This is a genomic window from Streptomyces sp. NPDC088261 (genome assembly GCF_044740805.1).
Taxonomy (GTDB): Bacteria; Actinomycetota; Actinomycetes; order Streptomycetales; family Streptomycetaceae; genus Streptomyces.
The window spans coordinates 59571-84001 of sequence record NZ_JBIURL010000013.1 but is presented as its reverse complement, the minus strand read 5'-3'; the positions used below and the strand labels follow the sequence as shown (position 1 = coordinate 84001).

At 71.3% G+C, this 24431-nt stretch carries 22 protein-coding genes, 1 tRNA gene and 1 pseudogene; 11 read left to right on the top strand and 13 right to left on the bottom strand.

Annotation, left to right across the window (positions count from 1 at the left end; translation table 11 throughout):
• The first annotated feature begins 220 nt into the window (after positions 1–220).
• The gene (locus tag ACIODU_RS23955; protein ID WP_401769825.1) at positions 221–1207 is read left to right on the top strand and encodes a hypothetical protein; all 987 of its coding nucleotides are present in this window, start codon (positions 221–223) and stop codon (positions 1205–1207) included.
• 110 nt (positions 1208–1317) lie between these two features.
• On the opposite strand, the gene ACIODU_RS23950 is transcribed toward ACIODU_RS23955, so the two are convergent.
• From ACIODU_RS23950 to ACIODU_RS23940, 3 genes are all read right to left on the bottom strand, one after another.
• Positions 1318–2190 carry an NAD-dependent epimerase/dehydratase family protein gene (locus ACIODU_RS23950; protein WP_401769824.1) on the bottom strand — a complete coding sequence of 291 codons (873 nt, stop codon included), beginning with the start codon at positions 2188–2190 and terminating at the stop codon, positions 1318–1320.
• A 182-nt stretch (positions 2191–2372) separates the two neighbouring features.
• Positions 2373–3617 carry an FAD-dependent oxidoreductase gene (locus ACIODU_RS23945; RefSeq protein WP_401769823.1) on the bottom strand — a complete coding sequence of 415 codons (1245 nt, stop codon included), beginning with the start codon at positions 3615–3617 and terminating at the stop codon, positions 2373–2375.
• 2 nt (positions 3618–3619) lie between these two features.
• Positions 3620–4321, bottom strand: a complete 702-nt coding sequence (locus ACIODU_RS23940) for a TetR/AcrR family transcriptional regulator (RefSeq protein WP_401769822.1) — start codon at positions 4319–4321, stop codon at positions 3620–3622.
• Positions 4322–4453: 132 nt separating this feature from the next.
• On the opposite strand from ACIODU_RS23940, the gene ACIODU_RS23935 reads away from it, so the two are divergent.
• Positions 4454–5068, top strand: a complete 615-nt coding sequence (locus tag ACIODU_RS23935; RefSeq protein WP_401769821.1) for a cysteine hydrolase — start codon at positions 4454–4456, stop codon at positions 5066–5068.
• Here ACIODU_RS23935 and ACIODU_RS23930 read toward each other — a convergent pair.
• Complete coding sequence (locus ACIODU_RS23930) at positions 5014–5577, bottom strand: hypothetical protein (RefSeq protein WP_401769904.1); 564 nt, start codon at positions 5575–5577, stop codon at positions 5014–5016. The two genes, ACIODU_RS23935 and ACIODU_RS23930, sit on opposite strands and share 55 nt — an antisense overlap.
• On the opposite strand from ACIODU_RS23930, the pseudogene ACIODU_RS23925 reads away from it, so the two are divergent.
• Positions 5537–5794: pseudogene (locus ACIODU_RS23925) on the top strand (TetR/AcrR family transcriptional regulator); the annotation flags it as partial. The gene ACIODU_RS23930 and the pseudogene ACIODU_RS23925 sit on opposite strands and share 41 nt — an antisense overlap.
• On the opposite strand, the gene ACIODU_RS23920 reads toward ACIODU_RS23925, so the two are convergent.
• Positions 5757–6995: an amidohydrolase family protein gene (locus tag ACIODU_RS23920; protein ID WP_401769820.1), complete on the bottom strand. Its 1239-nt coding sequence runs from the start codon at positions 6993–6995 to the stop codon at positions 5757–5759. The pseudogene ACIODU_RS23925 and the gene ACIODU_RS23920 sit on opposite strands and share 38 nt — an antisense overlap.
• A gap of 165 nt (positions 6996–7160) precedes the next feature.
• On the opposite strand from ACIODU_RS23920, the gene ACIODU_RS23915 reads away from it, so the two are divergent.
• The 3 genes from ACIODU_RS23915 to ACIODU_RS23905 all read left to right on the top strand — a co-directional run bounded on the left by ACIODU_RS23915 (position 7161) and on the right by ACIODU_RS23905 (position 9869).
• Complete coding sequence (locus ACIODU_RS23915) at positions 7161–7646, top strand: MarR family winged helix-turn-helix transcriptional regulator (protein WP_356431461.1); 486 nt, start codon at positions 7161–7163, stop codon at positions 7644–7646.
• Positions 7647–7768: 122 nt separating this feature from the next.
• Entirely contained in the window at positions 7769–8716 is a 948-nt protein-coding gene (locus ACIODU_RS23910; protein ID WP_401769819.1) for a 2-deoxy-5-keto-D-gluconate 6-phosphate aldolase domain-containing protein, read from the top strand.
• A gap of 748 nt (positions 8717–9464) precedes the next feature.
• A complete protein-coding gene (locus ACIODU_RS23905) occupies positions 9465–9869 on the top strand; it encodes a hypothetical protein (protein ID WP_401769818.1) in 405 nt (134 codons plus the stop codon).
• On the opposite strand, the gene ACIODU_RS23900 is transcribed toward ACIODU_RS23905, so the two are convergent.
• Positions 9869–9942, bottom strand: a tRNA-Thr gene (locus ACIODU_RS23900). The two genes, ACIODU_RS23905 and ACIODU_RS23900, sit on opposite strands and share 1 nt — an antisense overlap.
• Positions 9943–10222: 280 nt before the next feature.
• Between ACIODU_RS23900 and ACIODU_RS23895 the strand changes: the two genes are divergently transcribed.
• The 3 genes from ACIODU_RS23895 (at position 10223) to ACIODU_RS23885 (ending at position 12851) form a co-directional block, all read left to right on the top strand.
• A complete protein-coding gene (locus ACIODU_RS23895; protein WP_161311568.1) occupies positions 10223–11347 on the top strand; it encodes an ABC transporter ATP-binding protein in 1125 nt (374 codons plus the stop codon).
• 257 nt (positions 11348–11604) lie between these two features.
• A complete protein-coding gene (locus tag ACIODU_RS23890) occupies positions 11605–12027 on the top strand; it encodes a hypothetical protein (protein WP_356431467.1) in 423 nt (140 codons plus the stop codon).
• Positions 12028–12065: 38 nt separating this feature from the next.
• On the top strand, positions 12066–12851 hold the full coding sequence (locus tag ACIODU_RS23885; RefSeq protein WP_401769817.1) for an NDP-sugar synthase: 786 nt from the start codon (positions 12066–12068) through the stop codon (positions 12849–12851).
• Positions 12852–13088: 237 nt separating this feature from the next.
• Here ACIODU_RS23885 and ACIODU_RS23880 read toward each other — a convergent pair whose 3' ends face one another.
• Positions 13089–14795 carry a DoxX family membrane protein gene (locus tag ACIODU_RS23880; RefSeq protein ID WP_401769816.1) on the bottom strand — a complete coding sequence of 569 codons (1707 nt, stop codon included), beginning with the start codon at positions 14793–14795 and terminating at the stop codon, positions 13089–13091.
• Between the two features lie 172 nt (positions 14796–14967).
• Here ACIODU_RS23880 and ACIODU_RS23875 point away from each other — a divergent pair, with 172 nt between their 5' ends.
• Complete coding sequence (locus tag ACIODU_RS23875; protein WP_401769815.1) at positions 14968–16494, top strand: glycosyltransferase family 2 protein; 1527 nt, start codon at positions 14968–14970, stop codon at positions 16492–16494.
• A gap of 1068 nt (positions 16495–17562) precedes the next feature.
• On the opposite strand, the gene rlmB is transcribed toward ACIODU_RS23875, so the two are convergent.
• The 6 genes from rlmB to ACIODU_RS23845 all read right to left on the bottom strand — a co-directional run bounded on the left by rlmB (position 17563) and on the right by ACIODU_RS23845 (position 22966).
• Positions 17563–18519, bottom strand: a complete 957-nt coding sequence (gene rlmB, locus ACIODU_RS23870; protein WP_161309248.1) for a 23S rRNA (guanosine(2251)-2'-O)-methyltransferase RlmB — start codon at positions 18517–18519, stop codon at positions 17563–17565.
• Positions 18520–18706: 187 nt separating this feature from the next.
• Entirely contained in the window at positions 18707–20110 is a 1404-nt protein-coding gene (gene cysS / locus ACIODU_RS23865) for a cysteine--tRNA ligase (protein WP_401769814.1), read from the bottom strand.
• Positions 20111–20248: 138 nt separating this feature from the next.
• Positions 20249–20653 carry a PPOX class F420-dependent oxidoreductase gene (locus ACIODU_RS23860; protein ID WP_356432481.1) on the bottom strand — a complete coding sequence of 135 codons (405 nt, stop codon included), beginning with the start codon at positions 20651–20653 and terminating at the stop codon, positions 20249–20251.
• A gap of 186 nt (positions 20654–20839) precedes the next feature.
• Positions 20840–21397, bottom strand: coding sequence for a 2-C-methyl-D-erythritol 2,4-cyclodiphosphate synthase (gene ispF, locus ACIODU_RS23855; protein ID WP_401769813.1), 558 nt, complete (start codon positions 21395–21397; stop codon positions 20840–20842).
• Positions 21387–22133, bottom strand: coding sequence for a 2-C-methyl-D-erythritol 4-phosphate cytidylyltransferase (gene ispD, locus ACIODU_RS23850; protein ID WP_356432485.1), 747 nt, complete (start codon positions 22131–22133; stop codon positions 21387–21389). Before ispD ends, ispF begins: the two co-directional genes overlap by 11 nt.
• A 350-nt stretch (positions 22134–22483) precedes the next feature.
• Positions 22484–22966: a CarD family transcriptional regulator gene (locus tag ACIODU_RS23845; RefSeq protein ID WP_006380568.1), complete on the bottom strand. Its 483-nt coding sequence runs from the start codon at positions 22964–22966 to the stop codon at positions 22484–22486.
• Between the two features lie 626 nt (positions 22967–23592).
• On the opposite strand from ACIODU_RS23845, the gene ACIODU_RS23840 reads away from it, so the two are divergent.
• A complete protein-coding gene (locus ACIODU_RS23840) occupies positions 23593–24267 on the top strand; it encodes a DUF461 domain-containing protein (RefSeq protein WP_356432487.1) in 675 nt (224 codons plus the stop codon).
• Positions 24268–24431 lie beyond the last annotated feature (164 nt).

Below are 24431 nucleotides of genomic sequence, written 5' to 3'. Positions count from 1 at the left end.
CCAGTGAAGTGTGAGCGGTGTGACGGGAGTTGACACGCCCGTACCGCAGGAACCACGATGCCTGATGTGCGCCGGGGACCCCACCGCGGTTCCCGGGCGCCCTCGACCATCCGGCCCTGCGCGGCATCAGTGTGCCCTCCCGAGAGGCTGTGTCCCTCTGGGAGGCGTCGCCTTTCCGCGTGCCCGCGCCGGGCTTCGCGAAGCCAGGATTGGATTCTTCATGCCCAGAGCGAGTCATGTCACCGTGTGGCGTCTGCTGGGGGTCAGCGCCGCGGCCGTCGCCCTGTCCGCCGTGGCCGCCACGTCCGCGTACGCGGGCGACTGCCCGGGCGGCAACGGCTGGGACAAGGGTCACCCCTCGGACTACAAGCCGGGGACGGGCGCCGGTGTGAAGACCGCGACGGACCGTTGTGAGTTCTCCCTCGACGGCCTGGCCTGGAAGGCCTCCGTCCAGGTCGACGACCTCAACCTCAAGCCGTCCGAGGACGGCAAGGTGCACGTCAAGGTCCGCGCCGCGGGTGACGCCGAGGCCTGCACGGCCTCGCTCGCCTCGTACCGTACGTTCGGGCCGACGTGGGCGACCTCCGGCGAGCAGGTCTTCCACGACTTCGACACCGTGAACGTGAAGCAGAACGCGACCGACACCCTCGACATCGCCGTCCCGGACGTCGGCTGCTTCGCGCAGGTCGACCTCTACCGCGGGAGCGTCAAGTTCGACGGGAAGAAGGACGCGAACGACGGTTTCGAGCACGGCGACCTGCCGATCGGCCCCGACCGTCCGGTCATCAAGGACAAGCTGATCGCGTCCTGGAACGGCGGTACGAAGAACTGCACCGCGCAGCCCGTCCCGACGCCCACCCCGGCCCAGACCCCGCCCCCCGCCGCGACCCCCGCGACGACGCCGCCCGGGACGACCACCCCGGACACGACGCCGTCGACCACGGCGCCCGGGACCGTCCCGACCACGGCCCCCGGAACGGTCTCGCCCACGGAGGCCGAGTCGGCGTCCCCGAGCGCGTCCACCTCGGCCCTGGTGTCCGAGTCGGCGTCGCCGGTGGTCTCGACGTCCAGCAGCGCCCAGGGCGGCCTCGCCGAGACGGGCGGCGGCAACGTCATCGCGACCGCCACGGGTGCGGCGGCCCTGCTCGCCGTCGGCGGCGGAGTCCTCTTCTTCATGCGGCGTCGCGGAGCGGTCCGCTCGCACTGACGGCCCGCTGACGGCCCCATGAGGGCCCGCTGACGGCGGTGTCAGTGTGACGAGGGGTGCGGCGGATCATCCGCCGCACCCCTCGGTGTTTCCCGCTGCCCGACGAACCGTCACGTCTCCTGCGCCGCGAAGCCCGTCCGCCAGGACGCGTACTCCGGTTCCCAACCCCGCGAGCGCGCCAGCTCGTTGGACGCCCCCCGCGCCCAACTCCGCTGTCCCGACGCGGGCCCCGGCGCAGGCCGCCCGAGCGCGGCGGCCAGGACCGGCAGCCACGCGCGGCCCCGCGCCGGCTCGTCGTCCACGATGTTCACCGGCCCGGAAGGCCAGGCGAGGGCGGCGACGGCGGCCCGCGCGGCATCGGCCACGTGGACGAACGAACTCACCGACAGATCCGCCTCGATGTCCCCGAGGAAACGCGCCTCCCGGTCACCCCCGAGGGCCGCGGACACGGCGCCGCCCGGCGCGTACCAGGTGCCGGGGCCGTACAGGACGCCGTACCGCAGCAGCACCGCGGTGTCGATCTCCGCCGCCGTCTCCTCCAGCACCCGTACCCCCTCCACCATCGCGCCGCGCGGCTGCGCCGCCCCGAGGTCGAGCGGTACGGACTCGTCGGCCGGCTTGTCCCCGGGCGCGTACACCCAGGCGAGCGACTGGACAACGATCCGGTGCACGTCGGCGTCGTGGGCCGCGTCCACCAGATTGCGCGTGCCTTCCCTGCGCAGCCGGTCGGTCGCCGCGCCGTCGGCGTCCGTCAGGTCGGTGAGCTGGTGGATCACCGCGTCGGGCGCGGCGGCGGTCACCGCCTGCCGCAGACCGGCGGGGTCGAGCGCGTCGGCCTGGACCGCCGAGGCGCCCTGGCGCCGTACCCGCTCGGTGCCCGCGAGGGTGCGGGAGACGCCGGTGACCTGGTGTCCGGCGTCCAGCAGCAGGGGTACGAGGAGTCGGCCCACCGCACCGGTGGCGCCCGCGACCAAGACACGCATGGGGATCAGTCCTCTGGTCGGTGCTGCCCGGAAGAGCCGCCCGGCCCCGGCCCCGGCCTCACGGCCGACGAGGGGCGGCGCGGTCGCCCATCGTGCACCGCCGGGGGGCCCGGCACCCCGGTCACCCGGCCGAAGCCGCCGATGACCACCCGAAGGAACGCACCGGGCGGCGCGGACACGCCTTAGGGGGTGTCCTGCCGCGACGACGCGAGGGCGGCGAACATGTCGACGATCGGCTGCGGCGCCCGGTCGTCGAACATCGTGTCGAGGCTCTTCGCGGATGCGCGGGCGGTGCTTTCGGCGCGCGGGAAGAGGGAGGCCTCGTAGGCGGCCAGCGCGGCTTCCACGTCCCCCGGGTGCGCGGCAAGCGCCCGCCCCAGGTCTGCGCCGTCGATCATAGCGAGGTTGGCGCCCTCCCCGGCGAAGGGGGACATCAGGTGGGCGGCGTCGCCGAGCAGGGTGACGCCGGGGGTCCGCTGCCAGTGGTGTGCGACGGGCAGCGCGTGGATGAGCCGGGGCACCAGCGGGGTGTCGGCGTCGGTGACCAGCCGCCGCAGAGCCGGATCCCAGCCCTCGAAGTGCTCCAGTACGGCGGCCTTGGCCGCGTCCGCGTCGGTGAAGTCGATCGCGGACAGCACGTCCTCGGCGGCGCGCAGGGCGACGTAGAGGTGCAGGCTGCCGTCGGTTTCGCGGTGGGCGAGGAACCCCCGGTTGTCGCCGAGGGCGAAGCACATGCCGGCGCCGATGAGCTGGGCGCTTTCGGGGTGGCGGGTGTCGGCGTCGAGGAGGTCCAGCTCGACGAAGGAGACGCCGGTGTAGGCGGGGCGGGCGTCGGAGAGGAGGGGGCGGACGCGGGACCAGGCGCCGTCGGCCCCGACGAGGAGGTCGGTGGTGAAGGTGGTGCCGTCGGCGAGGGTGACCTCGTGGCGCCCGGAGTGCTGCCCGTCTCCTCGCGGCCCGGAGGCGAGCGGCCCGTCTCCTCGCGGCCCGGTGCCGAGCGGCCCGGAGTCGAGCGGCCGGGCGCCGGTGACCTTGGCGCCCCAGCGCACGGTCCCCTCGGGGAGCGAGTCCAGCAGGAGGTCGCGCAGGTCACCCCGGTCGACCTCGGGACGGCTGCCCTCGCCGTCGTCCTTCTCCTCCAGTACGAGCCGGGCGTGCCGGTCGTAGACGCGCAGGGTCTCGCCGCCGGGGTGGACCCGGGCCAGGAACCCCTCGTACAACCCGGCGGCGCGCAGGGCGGCCTGCCCGGACTCGACGTGGATGTCGAGCATGCCGCCCTGGGTGCGGGCGAACCGGTCGGGCTCCAGCTCGAAGACGGCCGCGTCGATGCCGTTCACGTGCAGGACGCGGGCGAGGGTGAGCCCGCCGAGGCCGGCGCCGACGATCGCGATGGGGTGATGCGTACTCGCACTCAAGCTGAAGTTCATGCTCATGCCTCCGTGGTGACCGGGGTGCTCCTGGCCCCGTTGATGACCATGCGAAAGATCCACGCCAGGCGCTGCTCGTGGGAGCCGGAGAGCAGCGCGGTGTTGAGGGCGGCGATCCGTGGATGGGTGACGGCACTGACGTCACGCAGCGCGGCGACGAGCCTGTCGTGCTCGGCCTCCGCGTCGGCGGCCCGGTCGCGGACGGACTGCTCGGCGGCGGTGGCGGTGGCGACCTGCAACAGCACGTCCACCCCCCAGGCGGCCTGCGCGTCGGGCACCTCCCCCTCGTGCAGGAGGGCGAGGATCGCCTCGACGAGGGCGAGGTAGTGGGGCCCGGAGGGCCGGGCGACCAGGGCGGACTGGGCGAGGCTGGGGTGCTCGAAGAGCACCCGCGTGTACGACCCGAGCACGGACACGAGCCGGTCGCACCAGCCCCCACCGTCACGAGCCCCGACGGGCCGCAGGTCCACACCCCCCAGCAGCTCCTCCAGGATCGCGGCGTGGAGCTCGGCGGTATTGGCGACGTACACGTACAGCGACGCGGCCCCGGTATCGAGCTCCTGGGCCAGCCGCCGCATCGTGACGCGCTGAAGCCCCTCGGCCCGCATGAGCCCGACGGCGGTGGCGACGATCCCCTCATAGGTGAGTGCGGCCTTGGCGGGCCGCTCACGGCGGCTACGGGGTGCGGATTCACGTGAAGTCACCCCCCGACCATAACGAACATGTTCGTCACGAACAAGTTCGTTCCAGCCTTGCGCCCACCTCGGACTGATTGCTCCCCTTGTCGGGCAGGCTGTCCCTGCCGCTGATGTGTTTCAGCTCACCGAGGAGCCGTCATGTCCGAGACCTTCCGCCTTGACCCGGCGAAGACCGCGCTCGTCCTGATCGAGTACCAGAACGACTTCACCAGCGAGGGCGGGGTGCTCCACGGCGCCGTGGCCGGGGTGATGGAGAAGACCGGGATGCTCGCGAACACCGTGACCCTGGCCGCGGCCGCGCGGACGGCCGGCGTCACGGTCATGCACGCGCCCATCACCTTCGCCCCCGGCTACGGCGAACTGTCCCGGCACCCGTACGGCATCCTCAAGGGGGTCGTGGACGGGTCGGCGTTCGTCAAGGGCAGCTGGGGCGCGGCGATCGTGGACGACCTCGCCCCGGCCGAGGGGGACATCGTGATCGAGGGCAAGCGCGGCCTCGACACGTTCGCGAGCACGAACCTCGACTTCATCCTGCGGAACAAGGGGATCGACACGATCATCCTCGGCGGCTTCCTCACCAACTGCTGTGTCGAGTCGACGATGCGCAGCGGGTACGAGAACGGCTACCGGGTCATCACGCTCCCGGACTGCGTCGCCGCCACGTCCCAGGAGGAACACGACAACGCGATCACGTACGACTACCCCATGTTCTCCCTCCCCATGACCTCGTCGGACGTCATCGCCGGGCTCTGACCGCCGGGCGCGGGCGAGACGGGCGCGTCGGCGGCGGGCGCGGGCGGCCCGGCCTTCTGGAGCGGAACCTCGATGACGAAGAGCGACGCGACGAAGGCGAGGGCGCAGAGGATCGCGCCGGTCAGGAAGACGCGGCCGGTGCCGTTCGCGACCGCCGTGAGGTAGGCGTCCTGAGCACCGGTGGGCGGGTGGGACTGGACGGCGCGGGTGAACAGCGAGCCGAACACCGCGACGCCGAGGGATCCGCCCAGGGTGCGGAAGAGATTGGACGAGCTCATCGCCGCACCCATGTCGCGCACGGCGACGCTGTTCTGCGCGATGGTGCCGGCCATCTGCGTGGTGAAGCCCAGGCCGGTCCCGACGAGGATCATGTACAGGCTGGTCAGCAGCAGTGAGGTGCCGGTGTCCATGGTGGACAGCAGACCGAGCCCGGCGGTGAGGAACGCGGCGCCGACAACGGGGATCAACGTCGGCATCCACGAGATCGCGGACGCCGCGGACGTGTCCACCACCACCCTCTTCAAGCACTTCCCCGTCAAGGAAGCCCTCGTCTTCGACGAGGACGCCGATCAGGAGGCCCGCCTGCTCGCCGCCGTACGCGAGCGCCCCCCGGGCCGGTCGATCCCCCCGGCGCTGCGCGACTACGTCCAGGCCAGGTGGCTGCGCCACACCGACGCCCTCGCCCGGGTCAGCGCCGGTGCTGCCTGGCTCCCCGGCGCCACACCTCGCGGATCGACAGGCTGTCGGAGATCGTGCGGGTGGGATCGCCGTCGACCAGGAGGAGGTCGGCGCGCAGGCCTTCGGCGATACGGCCCCGGTCGGTCAGCCCGAAGCGGCGGGCGGTGACCGAGGTCCCCGCGTGCAGCGCCTCCACCGGGGTCAGACCGGCCCGGACGAGGTACTGGAGTTCGTGGTGGACGCTCGCCCCGTGGGCCAGACCGCCCAGGAACTCGAACGGCGCGGACGCGTCCGTACCCACCAGGAGGTCGACCCCCGCGTCCCGCAGCGCCCGCACCGATCCGAACACATCGCTGAGCTTGCCCTGCGGGTAGTGGCCGAAGCTGCTGCGCAGTGTCTTCGTCCACTGCTCGTCCAGACGCGACGCCACCCGCGGATCGTCGGCCAGTTCGTCGCCCGTGATGCCCATCATCGAGGCGTTCAGCACCACACACGGCACCACGAACGCACCGGCGTCGCGGATCAGGGTGATGATCTCCTCGGTGTGCGGGCCCTCCATGAACAGGTGGACGAGACCGTCGACGCCCGCCTCGATCGACATCCGGGTCGCCTCGATCGTCAGCGCGTGGGCGACCGTGAGCATGCCGTGCTTCTTGGCCTCGGCGACACCCGCGTTGAGGGTTGCCCGGTCCAGCATCGGCAGACCCGGGTGACCCTCCACCGAGCCGTCGTCCACCATGAACTTGATGTAGTCCGAGCCGCGTTCGACCAGCTGCGGGATGAAGGCGACGGCCTCCTCGGGGGTGGTGGAGAACGGCATCAGGGGCGCCGGTTCCGACGGCTTGGGGCCGCGCGCACCGGGAGGCGGCCCGGGGCGGAAACCCTCCGGGAACAGCTCGCTCGGGTGCCCCCCGGGAGGAGTGATGGCGAACCCGGAGGAGCGGATGTCGGCCACCGCGTCGTTCTCCGTGATGTGCGCGCGGTTCCCGGCGGTGTGGTTGCCCTGCATCTCCAGCGCCGTGGTCACACCGAACCGCAGGTCCAGGGCGAGAGCCTGCTCGTTGGTGTGCACGTGCGCGTCGATCAGGCCGGGCAGCAGCGTCCCGCCCGTGGCGTCCACGATCTCCGCCCCGGCGGGTGCCTCCCCGCCCACCGCGAGGATCCCGGTGCGGTCGAAGACGACGGTGGTCGCCTCCAGGGGCCGGTCCCCGTCGAAGACCCGCGCGTTGATGATGGCCGTTGTGCTCATGGGGATGTTTCCCGTCGTTGTCGATCCGTCGCGGTGAACCGGGTCTCCCGGCACCCACCGGCCTCCTGCCGGTCTTCTGCGAAACGCAGGTCTTATGCGAAACGCAGATGCATGCATTGTTGCATGTGATTGCGTTCGACAGCGACCTGGGACTAAGGTGTCAAAGTGACCAGGGGAAACGAGACCGGGCAGAACGAGACTCAGGACGACGCACTGCTGGACGCGGTCGGCGCGGCATTCGCCCGGCTGCGGCGCCGTACCGCCCTGGTGGACGTCGACCCGCCGGTCACGCGCAAGGACATGGCACGGAACCAGGTCATCAACGTCGTCGACGAGGCCGACGGCGAGATGACGGTCGGCGGCATCGCCTACCAGCTGACCGTCGACTCCTCCGTCGCCAGCCGGATGGTGAGCGACTGCATCAGCGCCGGCCTCCTCGTACGGGCCGCCTCCCAGACCGACGGCCGCCGTACGGTGCTCCTTCTCACCCCCGAGGGCATCGCCCTGCGCGACCGCTTCAGCAGCCAGCACCGCCAGGCCTTCGAGCACATCACCCGCGACTGGCCCCAGGCCAAACGCCTCGAGTTCGCCCGGCTGCTGGTCGACTACGCGGAGGCGGCCGCGGAGTTGGGCACGCGTACCCCGTCCTGACTCCAGCCGCGCCCTCGGTGATCGTCGTCGGACAGCCCCGGTACTCCCCGGTTCCGCTTCCGTGGCGGGCCGTCCCGCGCCCGGTTAAAATGCAAGGGGCGTAAAAGCGAGGAGGGATTTCTTTGTCCTGGACCGCGCAGAACGATCCCGCGAACACGCCGAGGCATGAAGATCTCCTGATCTGCGCCGTGGACCACCGGGCAAGCCTGGAAACCGACCTCTACGGATTGACCGCCGCCCCAACTCCGTCGCAGGCCGCGAGAATCGCCGGCGACAAACTCCTGGTGTACGAAGCGGTCCTGGACGCCCTGCCGCATTTCCCGGAATCGACCCGGGCCGGCCTGCTCATCGACGAACGCTACGGGGCGACCGCGGCGGAGTTGGCGGTGCGGACCGGGAAGATCGACCTGGCCATGCCGATCGAGGAGAGCGGCCAGGACTGGTTCCATTTCGAATACGGAGACGCCTGGCAGCAGCACGCCGAGTATTTCCCGGCCGCGTTCTCGAAGGTGCTGGTACGCGACAATCCGGGCTTCGAGGAATCCGACCGGAACGCGCAGGCCGAGCGGCTGGCCCGGGTGGTTTCCTGGGGAAATTCCGCGGGCCGGAGCCTCATCCTCGAACTGTTGGTACCGGCTACGGAGGCCGACCTCGCGACGGTCGGCGGCTCCAGCGACCGGTACGACAAGGAACTGCGCGGCGCGGCCACGGTACGGGTGATGGAGTACCTCCAGGACCGGGGCGTGGAACCCGCGATCTGGAAGGTGGAGGGCCTGGAGACCCGCGAGGACGCCGAGGCCGTGGCCCGTACCGCCCGCCGAGGCGGACGCGACGCGCGCTGCGTCGTCCTGGGCCGTCACGCCCCCAGGGAGAAGCTGGACCACTGGCTGGAGATCGCGGCACCCGTCGAGGGATTCATGGGCTTCGCCATCGGCCGGAGCGTCTGGTGGGAGGCCCTGGAGAATTACGTCCACGGGCAGTCAACCCGCGACGAGACGCGCGCTTCCATCACAGAGGCGTACGTAGGCTACGCGCGGTATTACGTCCAGGCACGGAAGGCCCACGCGTAAGGCGGTCGACGCCGTACCCACAAAGGCCGCGTGGGCGTCTCGCGGCTGGGACTACCTCTTGCGCGCCCTGCTTGCCAGGAACGCCACGCCGACGATGACGACCACGGCGATGGCAATCATCCAGAAGGGTGGCGTGCCCTCCCCGGCTCCCTTGGCCAGTAACTGACCGTACGACATATTGCCCTCCCGCTGATCGGGCCGCCTCCCGCGTAGAGGTAGGCGACGTCCATGGGGTGCTACCGGCCGCTCCCCCAGTCCTCGTGGCCACCAAGGTGCCCGAAGGCCCGCAGACGAAACCGGGAACGGCGAGACCGCCCCGCACCCCGCCACGCGCGGCAACGGGCCGCGTCGGCCCAAGCCACCCCGAACGGGTGGGTGGCGTCCCCCGCATCCGCGAGGGTCTGCACGCGGGTCACACCGGCGCTGTTCTTGGCCAGGTCAAGGATGAAGTGCCTGTAATCGCGCGGGTCGCACTTGTGATCATTCCTTCCAGGACAGCCGTGCCAGTCCAGGCGCCCCGGGCCCCCTGGGACGGAGCATTGACCCGACCCCGGCAGGAGCCCAGGCACAGATGCGCCCGACCGGCGCGGGGGCCAATATGAAGAAAAACTGCGACCGGCACACCTCGCTTCACATGCAGTACGGAAGATCGCGGGTGTCTTACGCCCATCTCGCCAGACCGCTCTGGATCGCGGGCCCAGCACGCTAGCTTGAAGAGCTCAGAAGGGCACGGGAAGTCGGAGGGGTTGTGAACAAGGAACACGCAGAAGACCACCGGTTGATCACCGAAGCGGTTGAGAGTGACTGGCTTGACCGGGACCGGCTGCTGGTACAAATCGCACGCGAGCACGGGTTTAAGGTGCAGGACGTCGCGAATTACGGCATGGTCCCTCTGAGCGATATGCACAACGCGGCGCACTCTGCCGCTGAGGCCATTCCGTACACGCCGCCGCTTCGGCGCATTGCGAACGAGCTGGTTGAACGTATCAAGAGTGGAGAGGACGGAAGCCGACACACCGCCGGCACGATCCTGAACGAGCCGGAACCAGGACTGAGACTGCGGCCGGCCGAGCGCCCGCGCGCGGCGTCTGCGCCGTATCCATTGAACAAAAAAGCCCAGCTCAGACGCTGTCTGAGCTGGGCTTGCAAGTGAGCCTCCTGTCGGATTCGAACCGACGACCTACGCATTACAAGTGCGTTGCTCTGGCCAGCTGAGCTAAGGAGGCCTTCGCGCACGTCAGGGACGCGCGAGGCGGGGCTCACTCTACACAGCGGGGGTGGGGGGCAGCCACAGGATTGGGGTGGGGGGAGGAGGGGAGGGCGCCGGGGCCGGGGGTGGGGTTCGGAGGGAGCGGGGGGAGGCGTGGGAAAAATGGTGGCTGCATCTACTGACATATGCGTGGGCGCGGGGTAGCGTCACCCCAAGTTCACTCAGGTGGACTAGACCCATCCACACCTTTACTCGGATCGTCCGGCACGTTCCTGCCGGTGAGGGGACACATCACCATGGCAACCGTCTCATTCGACAAGGCCACCCGCGTTTACCCCGGCTCCACCAAGCCCGCCGTCGACCAGCTGGAGCTGGACGTCGCGGACGGCGAGTTCCTCGTGCTCGTCGGGCCCTCCGGCTGTGGCAAGTCGACCTCCCTGCGCATGCTCGCGGGTCTCGAGGACGTCAACGGCGGTGCGATCCGCATCGGCGAGCGCGACGTCACGCACCTGCCCCCGAAGGACCGGGACATCGCCATGGTGTTCCAGAACTACGCGCTCTACCCGCACATGTCCGTCGCCGACAACATGGGCTTCGCGCTCAAGATCGCCGGCGTCAACAAGGCGGAGATCCGCAAGAAGGTCGAAGAGGCCGCGAAGATCCTCGACCTCAGCGAGTACCTGGACCGCAAGCCGAAGGCGCTCTCCGGTGGTCAGCGCCAGCGTGTCGCGATGGGCCGCGCCATCGTCCGTGAGCCGCAGGTCTTCCTCATGGACGAGCCGCTGTCGAACCTCGACGCCAAGCTCCGCGTCTCCACCCGTACGCAGATCGCCTCGCTCCAGCGCCGCCTCGGCATCACCACGGTGTACGTCACCCACGACCAGGTCGAGGCCATGACCATGGGCGACCGCGTCGCGGTCCTCAAGGACGGGCTGCTCCAGCAGGTCGACTCGCCGCGCAACATGTACGACCGCCCCGCCAACCTCTTCGTCGCCGGCTTCATCGGCTCCCCCGCCATGAACCTGGTCGAGGTCCCCATCACCGACGGTGGCGTGAAGTTCGGCAACAGCGTCGTCCCCGTCTCCCGTGAGGCGCTCTCCGCCGCCACGGAGAAGGGCGACAAGACCGTCACGGTCGGCGTCCGCCCCGAGCACTTCGACCTCGCCGCCGAGGCCGACAGCGCCAAGACCCTCTCCAAGGACGCGCCGGCCGGCCTCGCCGTCACCGTCAACGTCGTCGAGGAGCTGGGCGCCGACGGGTTCGTCTACGGCACCGCCGAGGTCGGCGGCGAGACCAAGGAACTGGTCGTCCGCGTCAACGGCCGCGCCGTCCCCGACAAGGGCACCAAGCTCCACGTCGTCCCCCGCCCCGACGAGCTGCACGTCTTCTCCTCCTCCACCGGCGAGCGCCTCAGCAACTGAGGAACGAGAGGGGATGAGAAGAGCGGGATGAGAAGAGCGGGGTGAGCTGACTCGCCCGCCCCGCTCCGCCCTCCGAATTCCTCCGCACGGCCCCGCACTCCGGTGCGGGGCCGTCCGCGTTTCCGCACAAATACCCCGGCACACACGTCATTTCGGACAGGCCGCGTCAACCCCCGATTCGAAAGGACCCGTCGAACCGTCCCCCGAGTGAGTGACTAAATGTCGCCAAATCATTACTGGCCGCTACGCTCGCCTGCGTGACCCACTCTGCCCGCCGTATCGGCCGAACTCTCGCTCTCGTACTGCCCGTCGTCCTGGTGCTCTCCGGGACCCTCGCGGTCGCCCGTGTTCCGTGGGCGACCAGCACCACCGAGTCGCAGGTCCTGACCGCCGCCTCGGACACCGCCTCGGTACGGGCCAAGTCCCGCGCCCCCCAGGACGTACTCCGCGACAAGCTCCTGGTGGAACTCCAGGAGAAGGACCCGGGGATCGCCCTGACCCACCTCCAGCGCCAGGTGGAGGAGCGCCCGTCGCTCGCGAAGCACTGCGTCTCGATCGCGCGGGCCCTCGGCCGGGCCGCCGTGGCGCACTACGGCCCCACCCGGGCGCAGTCCTTCTCGCGACCCGTCTGTGACACGTCCTTCGCGTACGGGGTGTCCCAGCAGACCGCGGGGAGCTGACCGCCGCCTCCCCGACCGCCCCGCATATCGTTCACGGCATGCATACGTATCCGACGCAGGCCGTGGTCCTGGCGGGCGGCCAGGGGTCGCGGCTTCGCCCGTACACCGACGACCGTCCGAAGCCGATGGTCGAGATCCCCGGCACGGGGACCCCGATCATCGGCCATCAGCTCGCCTGGCTGGCCGCGGAGGGGGTGACCGACGCCGTCGTGTCGTGCGGTCATCTCGCCGAAGTGCTCCAGGAATGGCTGGCCTCGGCGGATCTGCCGCTGCGCGTCACCACCGTGGTCGAGCCCGAACCGCTCGGGCGCGGCGGCGGCCTCAAGTACGCCGCCGCGCGGCTGCCCGAGCCCGGGCAGCCCTGGTACGCCACCAATGGCGACATCTGGACACGTTTCTCGCTGCGTGACATGGCCGCGTTCCACGCGGAGCGGGACGCCACCGCCACCCTCGCCCTGGCCCGGCCCCGGATCCCCTGGGGGGCCGTCGAGACCGACGAGTTCGGGCACGTCCTCGACTTCATCGAGTCGCCACCGTCGCCGTATCTGATCAACGCCGGTGTGTACGTGTTCTCCCCCGGCTTCGTCGCCACGCTGCCGGACCGCGGCGACCACGAACGTACGACGTTCCCGCGCCTCGCCCGCGAGCGCATACTGGCCGGCTATCCGCTGCCGAACGGCGCGTACTGGCGGGCGATCGACACCGCGAAGGACCTCACGGAGGCGGCGAAGGAGCTGGCCGCGGGGGCCGGTGCCGGCAGCGACGCGGGGGCGGGGAGCGGTTCGGGCTCCGGAAGCGGTACGGGGGGCTCAGCGCCCTTGTAAGGGCCAGGCCCGCCCCGTACCCCCAAAGGCCCCCAAGGCCCCCTCCCGCACCGCCCTGAAGCCCTCCACGGCCCCTCGCGGACCCTCACCCCGGGCCGCCACCCCGGGCCCCCACCACGGGCCGCCACACACCAAGAGACGGTCCGGTCCGGAACTCCGCCGCCCTCAAGCCGCGTTGTCCCGGACCGGACCGTCTCTCGTACCTCTACGTCTCCCTGCGCGTCCCGCGCCGGGCCCTCAGCCCAGCAACCCCCCGATCGGGTTCCGCGCCCCCGTCCCGCCCGACGACGAGCCGCCGGTCGTGGACGAACCGCCGTCCGTACCCCCCGTACCCCCGCTGCTGCCGTCGCCCGTGCTGCCGCTGGACGACGGGCCCTGGCTGGTGGGCGGGGCCGGAGGCGCCTGCTCGGACGTGCGCGGCGGGACGGCGCCGGTGCCCTGGGTCTGGCTCGGCTGCTGCTGGCCGCTGTTCTGCCCGCTCCCCGCGCTCGCCGTCTCGCGCGCCGGAGTACGCGCCGGTGCGGACTCCCGCGCCGCGGGGGCGCTGGAGCGGGTCGCCGACGGCTCCGCCGACTTGTCGGACGTACGGCTGTCGCCCGACGGAGTCCCCGACGCGCTCGCGCGGCCGCTGGACTCCCGCGGGAGCGGGACGCCGGGCAGCTGGTTCACCGGGTCGTCGTTCGGCCCCGGCACGGTCACCATGTCCGAGGACCGTACGGCTCCGCCGAGCACCGAACCGATCAGGAAGGTCAGACCGATCACCACGGACGCCAGGACGGCGCCCCGGCGCAGCACGCGCCGCCGCAGGTCCCAGATCTCCGAGCGCGGGCCGAGCCGGCGCCAGGCCTCGCCCGCGAGGCGGCCGTCCACGGAGTAGACGGGCGCGCCCGCGATGATCAGCGGCGACCAGGCGGCGAGGTAGATGATGTCCGGCGCGTCGTACGCCGGTACGGTCCGCCAGCTGACGGTCAGCAGCAGCGCCGCCGAGAGCACCGCGCCGAAGGACGCCGCGACCCGCTGCCAGAGGCCGAGGACGGTCAGGACGCCGACGACGATCTGGAGGAACGCGATGCTGAGGCCCGCGCCCACGGGGTGCGAGAGCGCGAAGTCCCTGAGCGGCTCCGCGAGCGCCCACGGGTGCAGCGAGTGCAGCCACTTGACCATCGAGCCGCGCTCGCCGCCGTCGAAGTAGACGGGGTCGCACAGCTTGCCCATGCCGGCGTAGATCGAGATGAAGCCGAGGAAGACGCGGAGCGGGAGGAGCACCACGCCCAGGTTCATCCGGCGGCCGGGGTAGTACGCGTGCCGGACGGTGTCGGCGCCGTGGCGCTGGGCGCGCGGGCGGTCGTCGTCCGGGTCGAGGAGGTCGTACGGCTCCTCTTCGGACAACGCGTGCCCGGACGGCGCGTCGTAGGCGCCGACCGCCTGCCGCATGGGCGGCAGGAGGGGTCCCGTGCGGCCGCCGGGCCGGCCGCCCGCACCCCGGCCCCCGCCGACGACGGGCGTCAGGGTCGTGGCGCCGTCGTCCAGGTCGACGCGGGGGATGACCTGCGTGGCGCCCGTGTCGTACCCCTCGTACCCCCCTTCGGGTACGGATTCGTAGGTGCCGCCCGCGCGCACGGCCCCGGAGGTCCTGGCCGCGGTGGAGTTCCGTACGGCCTGGAGGAGTCCGGTCGCTCCGGGGTCACCGGGCTCGGACCTGCCGCTCCACACGACGGGCGCACGACGGCGCGCGCCGCCGGCGGCGGGGGCGCCGCTCATGGCGGGGATGCGCGCGGTGTCCGTGAAGGGACGGACGACGGCGGCGCGCTGGGGCGATGCGAGCTTCACCCGGAAGCTGGCGTGGTTCACGATGACCTGCGCGGGATCGGAATCCACCTTGAGCATGCTCAGCGGGGGCTGATCGTCGAACCCGGGCCGGGGCGTTCTGGTGTCCACACTCATCTAACCGAGTGACCTGTGTTTAGGACACTGCCTTGACGCGCGCGAAATGTCCGAGACCCGTCAAGATCATCAGGCGGCGGGGATTCAGGGTGGATCAAGGTCGGACAAGTCATCTGATTCGCGACTGTGGGCGGGTTCGGGCAGAGTTGAGGTCTTCTTCCGAGAGGCACGCATGAGTACCCCCAAGGTGAGTGTGGTCGTCCCCGTCTACGACCCGGGCGTCCACATCGAGGAACTGATCGCTTCCTTACTGCGACAGACCATGCCCGCAGGTGAGTTCGAGGTGATCTTCGTCGACGACGGGTCCACGGACGGCACCGGCGAGCGGCTCGACGCGCTGGCCGCCGCGCACGCGCACATCAGCGTCGTCCACATCCCCAACTCGGGCTGGCCGTCGCGCCCGCGCAACATCGGGATCGAACGGGCGCGCGGCGAGTACGTCCAGTTCGCCGACAACGACGACTGGTTCGGGGACGAGGCGCTCCAGCGGCTGTACGCGTACGCCGAGGAGAACGACGCGGACATCGTCATCGGCAAGATGGCGGGCCGGGGGCGCGGCGTGCCGAAGGAGCTGTTCCGGCGCAACCATCCGCGGGCGACGCTCGCGACGGCGCCGCTGATCGACAGCCTCACCCCGCACAAGATGTTCCGCAGGTCGTTCCTGATGGACCACGGGCTGCGCTTCCCCGAGGGGAAGCGGCGCCTGGAGGACCATGTCTTCGTGACGGCCGCGTACTTCCTCGCCGAGCGGATCTCGGTCCTCTCCGACTACGTCTGCTACGTCCACATCGCCCGCCCCGACGCGTCGAACGCGGGCTTCCGGCCCTTCGATCCGGCCGGGTACTTCCGCAACCTGCGCGAGGCGCTGGACATCGTGGACGCGCACACCGAGCCGGGCGCGCTGCGGGACCGGTTGCACCGGCGCTGGCTGCGGGTGGAGATGGTCGGGCGCCTGACCGCGCCGCGCTACCTCGACGCGCCGGCCGCGTGGCGCGACGAGTTCTTCGCGGAGGTACGGTCCGCCCTGGCCGAGCGCTTCGCGCCGGGCGTCGCGGCGGGGCTGCCGGCGCCGCAGCGGGCGGTGGTCGCCCTGGTCGAGCAGGGCAGGCCCGACGCGGTACGGGAGCTGGCGCGCTGGGAGTCGGCGGTACGGGTGAAGGCGTCGGCCCGGGTGACCGGGGAGCTGGAGATCACGGCGACGGGCGAACTGTTCGGCGCGGAGGGTCCGTTGACGTTCCTGCATACGGAGGACGGGGACTCGCTGTCCCCTCCGGTGACCGGGGTGTCCGCCGAGGTCCTGGACGTGACCGCGCGGCTGCGGTCGGCGCGGATGGATCTGTTGGTACGGCGACGGGGTGGCGGGGGCGAGGAGTTCGTGCTGCCGTCGACGACGAGGGTGGAGCGCGTTCCGCTGGTTGCGGGTGGGCCGGGTGGGCCGGGCGCGTCGGGCGCGTCGGGCGCCTTTCGGGTGGTCCATCACACGGTGGCCCGCCTCGCGCCGGAGGCGATCAACGCGGGGCGTAACGCTGGGCGTTGGGAGGTGAAGGCGCGGGTCGTCAGCTGTGGGTGGACGAAGGAGACGGAGCTTTCGTTGTCCTTGACGATCGAGGATGGCTCGGCGCCGGTGTTGCGGGAGCGGTCGGGGCCGCCTCTGCTTGTGCGGGTGCGGCGGCGTGTGCGGAGGGCGTTGGCCCGGTGACCCTCGCTTCGCGGTGGGCGCGGCGTCTCTGCTTGTCCTCGCACCGGACGGGCGTCTGCGCCCCGGTGGGGGCGCGGCTTCCTTCTTTGTCCTCAATCGCCGGACGGGCTTGTTTGTGCGTCTGCCCGGGGCGCGGGCGCGGCTTACTACTTGTCCTCAAACGCCGGACGGGCTGGGTGTGTCGTGGTGACGGGGGGCGGGGCCTCCGGAGGCACGTATGTCCGGACTGCATGTTTTACGGCGCGTGCAAGGTCTTGTTTTGCGTAACGGTAGCCATGCGCCACAAAACACGCTTTACGTCCGGACACACGCACCTCCTCCGACCCCACCCCCCTCACGCCGAGGGTGAACTGAACGGCCCCGCCGCTCCGGGGTCCCTGCTGCCCGGGGCGCGAGCGCGGCTCACTGATTGTCCTCAAGCGCCGGACAGGCTGGATGGGCCGGATGGTGCCCCTGCGCGGTGCGCGGGCGCGGGTTACGGATGTCCTCAAACGCCGGACGGGCTGGAGGGGGCGTCCGGGCGGGCCGGGGGTGCGTCGGGGCCGGGTGGATGGTGGCCTCCGCGCCGGTGATGGGTGCGGGTCAACGATGTCCTCAATCGCCGGACGGGCTTGAGGGGCGTCCGGGCGGGCTGGGGGTGCGTCGGGACGGGCTGGAGGCGTCTCCGGGTTGCGGGCCCGGGTTGCCCCCGGGTGCGGGACACCCCTGTCCCGCCCACGCCCGACGGGCCGTCGGTTGTCTTGACGCGGGCCTGGAAGGGGGACGGGCAGGGGTCGTGTCCGGAACGTAAAGCGTGTTTTGTGTCGCATGGCCCCGGTTAACTGAACGACCGGTCGCACGCGACGTAAAACATGCAGTGCAGGACACGACCCCTGACCGGCCCCCGGCAATAACCCGCACCAGCGCCACCGGCCCGCAGCGGGCACAATCAAGCCCGTCCGGCGATTGAGGACAAGCAGGAAGCCGCGCCCACCACTTGGGCGCAGACGCCCGTCCGGCGCGAGGACAAGCAAGACGCCGCGCCGCCCACCGCGGCGCAGACGCCCGTCCGGCGTGAAGACAAGCCCGTCAGCGCGACGCCCGGCGGCGCGACGCCTCGTACAGGACCACCCCCGCCGCCACCCCCGCGTTCAAAGACTCCGCGCCCCCCGGCATCGGGATCCGGACACGGAAATCGCACGTTTCGCCGACCAGGCGGGACAGGCCCTTGCCCTCGCTGCCCACCACGATGACCACGGGGCCCCCGAGCGCCGCGAGGTCGCCCACCTCCGCCTCCCCGTCCGCCGCCAGCCCCACGATCGTGAGGCCCGCCTTGCGGTACGCCTCCAGCGTGCGCGTCAGGTTCGTGCAGCGGGCCACCGGCGTCCGCGCCGCCGCCCCCGCCGAGGACTTCCACGCGCCCGCCGTCATCCCCGCGGCGCGCCGCTCCGGAACGACCACCCCGTGCCCCCCGAACGCCGAGACGGAGCGGACGACCGCGCCCAGGTTCCGCGGGTCGGTGACGCCGTCCAGCGCCACGATCAGCGGGTCCTCGTGGTCGTCGAAGGCGGCCGTCGCGAGGTCGTCCGGGTGCGCGTACTCGTACGGCGGGACCTGGAGCACCATGCCCTGGTGGTTCAGGCCGTTCGTCATCCGGTCCAGCTCCGGCTTGGGCGCCTCCATCAGGTGGATGCCCCCACGGTCCGCCGCGAGCTGGAGCGCGTCCCGGACGCGCTCGTCGTTGTCGATGAACTGCTGGACGTACAGCATCGACGCCGGCACCCCGTCGCGCAGCGCCTCGAAGACCGGGTTGCGGCCGACGACCATCTCGCTCGTGCCCTTGCCGCCCCGGCGGGCGACCTGGCGGCGCGCGGTCAGCTTGGCCTTGGCGTTGGCGCCGCGGTTCTGGACATGGCCCTTGCGTGCGGACGCGGGCGGCGTCGGTCCCTTGCCTTCCAGGCTGCGGCGTCGCTTGCCACCGCTGCCGACCTGCGCGCCCTTCTTGTTGGACGTGCGGCGGTTCCTGCGCTGGCTGTTCCCGGCCATGACCTACCTGTTTCGTTGCTTTCAGAGGTGCTCTGCGTGGTGCTTCGTCGTGCTCCGGACGGCGTACGCGGCGTACGCGGCATTCATATGTGTAACAGCGTACGGAAGAACGGCCAACCGAACGGCCGGCCAAGTGTGCCGCCCAGTGGCCCGGGCGGCACACTCATGGCCCTCGTGGGGACGGGGTTCAGCGTGGCCCCAGCGTCCAGCGGGGGCCGGACGGGCCGTCCTCGATGACCAGGCCGGTCTGCTGGAGCTGGTCCCTGATGGCGTCGGCCGAGGCCCAGTCCTTACGGCCCCGGGCCGCCTCGCGCTGGTCCAGGACCAGGCGTACGAGGGTGTCGACCACGCCGTGCAGATCCTCGCCCCGGCCGGCCTCACCGCCGGACCAGTGCGGGTCGAGCGGGTCGAGCCCGAGGACGCCGAGCATGGCCCGTACCTCCGCGAGCCGGGCGACGGCCGCTTCCTTGTCGTCGGCGGCGAGGGCGGAATTGCCCTGCCGTACGGTCGTGTGGACGATCGCGAGGGCCTGCGGAACGCCCATGTCGTCGTCCATCGCCTCGGCGAAGGCCGGCGGCACCTCGGCGGCGGGCTCCACGGCCCCTCCCGCCTTCTCGACCACGCGCTGCACGAAGCCCTCGATCCGCGCGAACGCGGACTCCGCCTCGCGCAGGGCCTCCTCGCTGTACTCGATCATCGAGCGGTAGTGCGGGGTCCCGAGGTAGTAGCGCAGGACGATCGGGCGCCAGTGCTTCACCATCTCGGAGACGAGCACCGAGTTGCCGAGCGACTTCGACATCTTCTCGCCGCTCATGGTGACCCAGGCGTTGTGCACCCAGTACCGGGCGAACTCGTCGCCGTACGCCTTGGCCTGCGCGATCTCGTTCTCGTGGTGCGGGAAGATCAGGTCCAGGCCGCCGCCGTGGATGTCGAACGCGGGGCCCAGGTACTTGTGGGCCATCGCCGAGCACTCCAGGTGCCAGCCGGGCCGGCCGCGCCCCCAGGGCGTCTCCCAGCTGGGCTCGCCGGGCTTGGCGGCCTTCCACATGGCGAAGTCGCGCTGGTCGCGCTTGCCGGTCTCGCCCTCGCCGGAGGGCTGGCGCAGGTCGTCCAGGTCCTGGTTGGAGAGCTGGAGGTAGCCGGGGAAGGAGCGCACGTCGAAGTAGACGTTGCCGTCCGACTCGTACGCGTGACCACGCTCGATCAGACCGCGCATCATCTCGATCATCTCGGGGATGTGGCCGGTCGCGCGCGGTTCGTACGTGGGGGGCAGGCAGCCGAGGACGTCGTAGCCGGTGTTGAAGGCGCGCTCGTTCTCGTACCCGATGGCCCACCACGGGCGGCCCTGGTCGGCCGACTTCGCGATGATCTTGTCGTCGATGTCCGTGACGTTCCTGATGAAGGTCACGTCGTAGCCGCGGTAGTCGAACCAGCGGCGCATGATGTCGAAGTTCAGCCCCGACCTGATGTGGCCGATGTGCGGCGCGGCCTGCACGGTGGCGCCACAGAGGTAGATCGAGACGCAGCCCGGCCGGAGCGGGGTGAAGTCACGGATCTGCCGGGCACCGGTGTCGTACAGCCGAATAGTCACGCGACAAGGGTAGTGCGCCCGGGGTAGTGCCCCGCGACCCTTTGGGCCGCGGGGTCACCGAAGCGTGACAATCCCGCGCGGCGGGCGGGCGTCGGCGCGGGTGTCGGTCGACCGCCGGCCGACCGCCGGCCGGGCCGGTCAGATGCCGCCGACGACCTTGCGGGGCGTGATCCGTACGACCACCCGCGGGGCGTCGAGGTGGGAGTTCGGGTTCTGCTCGGCGTACGGCTTCCCCGTGTACTTCACCGACAACTCGTCGATCAGCTCCTGGCCGCCCTCCTCGGTGAGGGTCGAGGTCCCGCGGATCTCCGCGTAGCTGTACGGCGCGTCGGCCGGGTGCACCAGGACGGTGACGCGGGGGTCGCGGCGCAGGTTCAGCTCCTTGCGGCGGCCCAGCGTGGTCGATATGAGGATGTCGTCGCCGTCGCGCTTCACCCAGACCGGGGACACCTGGGGGCTGCCGTCGGGCTGGATGGTGGCGATGCTGACGAAGACGTTTCCGTCGAGGACCTTCTTGAGCGCGTCCGAGAGAGTCGCTGACATGGCGGGGGAGCCTCCTGGTGAGTGCGTGCCGGTTCGGTTGTGCATGGTGCCGCTGACGGGTGGAGCATGTCGACGTTCCCTCAACTCCGGGGAGCGCGGGCGTATTTCGGGACCGTCGCGATCAGGCCGTACGGACGGACGGGAGCCGCGCGACCAGGGCCGTACAGGCCGACGGGAGCCGCGCGATCAGGCCGTACGGACCACCAGCGCCGTCGCGATCGCCGCCAGGCCCTCGCCGCGGCCGGTGAAACCGAGCCCGTCGGACGTCGCCGCGGAGACCGACACGGGTGCGCCGACCGCCGCCGAGAGCACCTTCTGCGCCTCTTCCCTGCGCTTGCCGATCTTCGGCCGCGACCCGACGACCTGGACGGCGACGTTCCCGATCGCGAAGCCCTCCGCGCGGACGATCCTGGCGGCCTCCGTGAGGAGCGTGACACCGGGCGCCCCGGACCACTCGGGCCGGCCGGTGCCGAAGTGCGCGCCGAGGTCGCCGAGGCCCGCCGCGGAGAACAGCGCGTTGCAGGCCGCGTGGGCGACCACGTCCGCGTCGGAGTGGCCGGCCAGCCCGGGCCCCTCGTTCTCCCAGAGCAGGCCCGCGCACCACAGCTCCCGGCCCTCCTCGAAGGCGTGGATGTCCGTCCCGACGCCGACCCGCGGCAGGAGCGGGGGCAGGAGCGGGTCCGGGGGCGCCACCGGCTGCGGGGGCGCGGCGGGACGCGGCGGTACGGGTACGTCAGAAGCCATCGTTGGCCCTCCTCCGGGCGAGAACCGCCTCGGCCAGGACCAGGTCCAGCGGCCTGGTCACCTTGAACGCCTCCTCGTGGCCCGGGACGACCACGACGGGCGTGCCGAGCCGCTCGACCATACCGGCGCAGTCCGTCGCGCCCTCCCCCACCGCCGCCACCGTGTGGTGCGCGCGCTCCAGCGTGGCGCGATCGAAGCCCTGCGGGGTCTGTACGGCGCGCAGGGTGGCCCGCTCGGGCGTGGCGACGACCGGCTCCGGCTCACCCTTCTCGCGCGGTTCGACCTGCTTGACGGTGTCCGCGAGGGGCAGCGCGGGCACCACGGCCGGCGCGCCGTCCCGTACGGCCTCGACGACGGCGTCCACGGTGTCGACGGGCACCAGCGGGCGGGCCGCGTCGTGGACGAGGACGGTGGTGATGCCCGGGGGCAGGGCGTCGAGGCCCAGCCGTACGGACTCCTGGCGGGTCTCGCCGCCCGGCACCACGAGGTAGTCGGTACGGGCGGGCAGCGCGTGCTCGTCCAGGAGGTGCTTGACCCCGGCGGCGCCGTCCGGCGGGGCGACCACGACGACGAGAGAGACCGCGCGGGAGGCGGCCATCGCGCGGACGGCGTGGATCAGGATGGGCGTGCCGCCCAGCGTGCGGAGCGCCTTGGGGGCGCCGGGGCCGAGCCGCACGCCCCGGCCTGCCGCTGGGATCACCGCGGCGGTGCGGTGGGGGCTGGCTTCGTCTGACATCGGTTGCACTCCGGCAGGTTTGTGTCCGCGGCCGACATGGGTATGGCCAGAGCGTGCCGGGCGCGACGCCTTGACCGGCCCCTTCCGTGACACGGTCGAGGCGAGCCGCACCCGGCGCGTGGGTGTACGACCCCACGCGGGGGCGGGCAGGCGCGCGCCAGGACAGGTGCGGGTGTACGGGGGACGGGTACCCGAGTCGGACGGGATGCGGGTGTACGGACATGCCGCAGCGCCCGGCGACGCAGCTTCTCCATCAGAGCGGATCAGAGCTGGTCAGCGGGCACCACGGCATTGACTGCTGTTGAGCACGGTGCGGCTGAGCACGTTGTGGTGGAACTGGAGCCGCACGTTCAGGACGCGAGGACCTCGTCGAGCAGAGCCTCGGCCTTGTCTTCGTTCGTGTTCTCCGCGAGAGCGAGCTCGCTCACGAGAATCTGCCGCGCCTTGGCGAGCATGCGCTTCTCACCTGCGGAGAGTCCGCGCTCGCGCTCCCGGCGCCACAGGTCGCGAACGACCTCGGCGACCTTGATCACATCACCGGAGGCGAGCTTCTCGAGATTTGCCTTGTAACGACGGGACCAGTTCGTGGGCTCTTCCGCGTACGGCGCTCTGAGCACCTCGAAGACCCGGTCCAGTCCTTCCTGACCGACCACGTCACGCACGCCGACGAACTCCGCATTGTCCGCCGGGACACGTACCGTCAAGTCGCCCTGGGCGACCTTGAGCACCAAGTAGGTCTTGTCCACGCCTTTGATCTGGCGAGTTTCGATGGCCTCGATCAGCGCGGCCCCGTGATGGGGATAGACCACGGTGTCGCCTACCTTGAACGTCATGTGACAGGTACCCCTTCCGTGGCTATCCAGGATAACACGAGAATGGCTCCTTCTGAATGGTGTTTTCGCAGGTCAGGGCGCATCTCGGGGCTTGACAACAGCGCCAGGGACGTGCTGCGGACGGCTTCCGGAACGGGGTATTCGCAGGTCGGAGCGGCTGCGCGGGCGTGCGGAAACGCGCCCGTTACCGACCGCGCAACACCCCCAGGCGGGTACTAACGTCCCGATTTGCCTGATTCAAGACGGTGAACTTCCGGTACTCCGTTCGGCTGCCGATCACCTGTGCGGCGGAATCTGAATTTGATCACCACGGCTCCGGGACGGTATTCCGGGGAATGTGCAGCGGCCGCGGCCGGAATTGATCACCCGCGTTATGTGAACAGCGCGCGAAACCACGTGATCGGCGGCGGGAACGGGGCGCTGCGGGCCCCGTCACGGACACCGTCATGGACACCATCATGGACACGCCGATCGAATGCGGCCGTGAGGGCCGGAACCGTACCCGTGCCCCCAGGAGGCGGGTCGGGTGCGGGGCGGTGTCGGCGCCTCGGTAACCTAAGCGCGCTGATACACCTTGAGCCGTCCTCGCCCCTCCGTCCCAACACGTCCTAGGAGTTGCCGCCGCCGTGAGCCGCAGCCTTCGACGCGGCACGTTCGCCGCTTCCGCCCTCGTGTTGTCGCTTGCCTCGCTCACCGCGTGTGGCGCGGGCAACAACGCCCAGACGCTCGGCATCAAGCCGGACAGCGCCGCCACCTCGATCGGTGACATCACCATCCAGGCCGCCACCCTGGTCACCCAGCCCCAGCTCGACGCGAAGGGCCCGGCGGTCGTCACCGGCACGGTCTTCAACAACGGCCGCACCGCGCAGACCCTCGACTCCATCACGCTGCCGGGCACCGGCGCGACGGTGAAGCTCTCCCCCGCCAAGGGCAGCGGCCCGGTCACCGTGCCGCCCAACGGCGGCTGGGTGCGGTTCGGCGGCGAGGGCAACGCCTCCGCGGTGATCGAGGACGGCCGCGAGGCCGCCCAGGACGGGAACGCCCAGCCGGTCGTCTTCTCGTTCAGCGACACCGGCGACGTGGGCCTGCGCGCCCTCGTCGTCCCCGCGAAGAGCTTCTTCGAGGGCATCGGCCCGAGCGCTCAGGCGTCCGCGACCGCCTCGCCGTCCGCGTCGGAGTCACCGGCCGCCGACGCGTCCGAGTCCCCGTCCGGTACGGAGTCGGGCTCGCCCGCGGAATCCGGTCAGCCCGAGTCGGGGCAGCCGTCGGACTCGGCGTCCGCGTCCAGCTCGGCCGGCTAGGCCCGTACGTACCGCACAGCTGTGGCGGCCCCCCCCGGCCGGGGGGGGGGCCCCCCGCGACCCCCGCCCCCCGGGGCCCGCGGGCCCGGGCGCGGGACCGCGGGCTAGTTAATACCCGGCCCACGACCCGGCCCCCGCGTCAGGGGGCGCCCCCGGGCCGGCGG

Bases quoted from the DNA above. Each gene is read 5' to 3' on its own strand.
- ACIODU_RS23955 (WP_401769825.1), top strand. From the start codon at position 221: ATGCCCAGAGCGAGTCATGTCACCGTGTGGCGTCTGCTGGGGGTCAGC.
- ACIODU_RS23950 (WP_401769824.1), bottom strand. From the start codon at position 2,190: ATGCGTGTCTTGGTCGCGGGCGCCACCGGTGCGGTGGGCCGACTCCTC.
- ACIODU_RS23945 (WP_401769823.1), bottom strand. From the start codon at position 3,617: ATGAACTTCAGCTTGAGTGCGAGTACGCATCACCCCATCGCGATCGTC.
- ACIODU_RS23935 (WP_401769821.1), top strand. From the start codon at position 4,454: ATGTCCGAGACCTTCCGCCTTGACCCGGCGAAGACCGCGCTCGTCCTG.
- ACIODU_RS23920 (WP_401769820.1), bottom strand. From the start codon at position 6,995: ATGAGCACAACGGCCATCATCAACGCGCGGGTCTTCGACGGGGACCGG.
- ACIODU_RS23895 (WP_161311568.1), top strand. From the start codon at position 10,223: ATGGCAACCGTCTCATTCGACAAGGCCACCCGCGTTTACCCCGGCTCC.
- ACIODU_RS23885 (WP_401769817.1), top strand. From the start codon at position 12,066: ATGCATACGTATCCGACGCAGGCCGTGGTCCTGGCGGGCGGCCAGGGG.
- ACIODU_RS23880 (WP_401769816.1), bottom strand. From the start codon at position 14,795: ATGAGTGTGGACACCAGAACGCCCCGGCCCGGGTTCGACGATCAGCCC.
- ACIODU_RS23875 (WP_401769815.1), top strand. From the start codon at position 14,968: ATGAGTACCCCCAAGGTGAGTGTGGTCGTCCCCGTCTACGACCCGGGC.
- rlmB (WP_161309248.1), bottom strand. From the start codon at position 18,519: ATGGCCGGGAACAGCCAGCGCAGGAACCGCCGCACGTCCAACAAGAAG.
- ACIODU_RS23860 (WP_356432481.1), bottom strand. From the start codon at position 20,653: ATGTCAGCGACTCTCTCGGACGCGCTCAAGAAGGTCCTCGACGGAAAC.
- ispF (WP_401769813.1), bottom strand. From the start codon at position 21,397: ATGGCTTCTGACGTACCCGTACCGCCGCGTCCCGCCGCGCCCCCGCAG.
- ispD (WP_356432485.1), bottom strand. From the start codon at position 22,133: ATGTCAGACGAAGCCAGCCCCCACCGCACCGCCGCGGTGATCCCAGCG.
- ACIODU_RS23845 (WP_006380568.1), bottom strand. From the start codon at position 22,966: ATGACGTTCAAGGTAGGCGACACCGTGGTCTATCCCCATCACGGGGCC.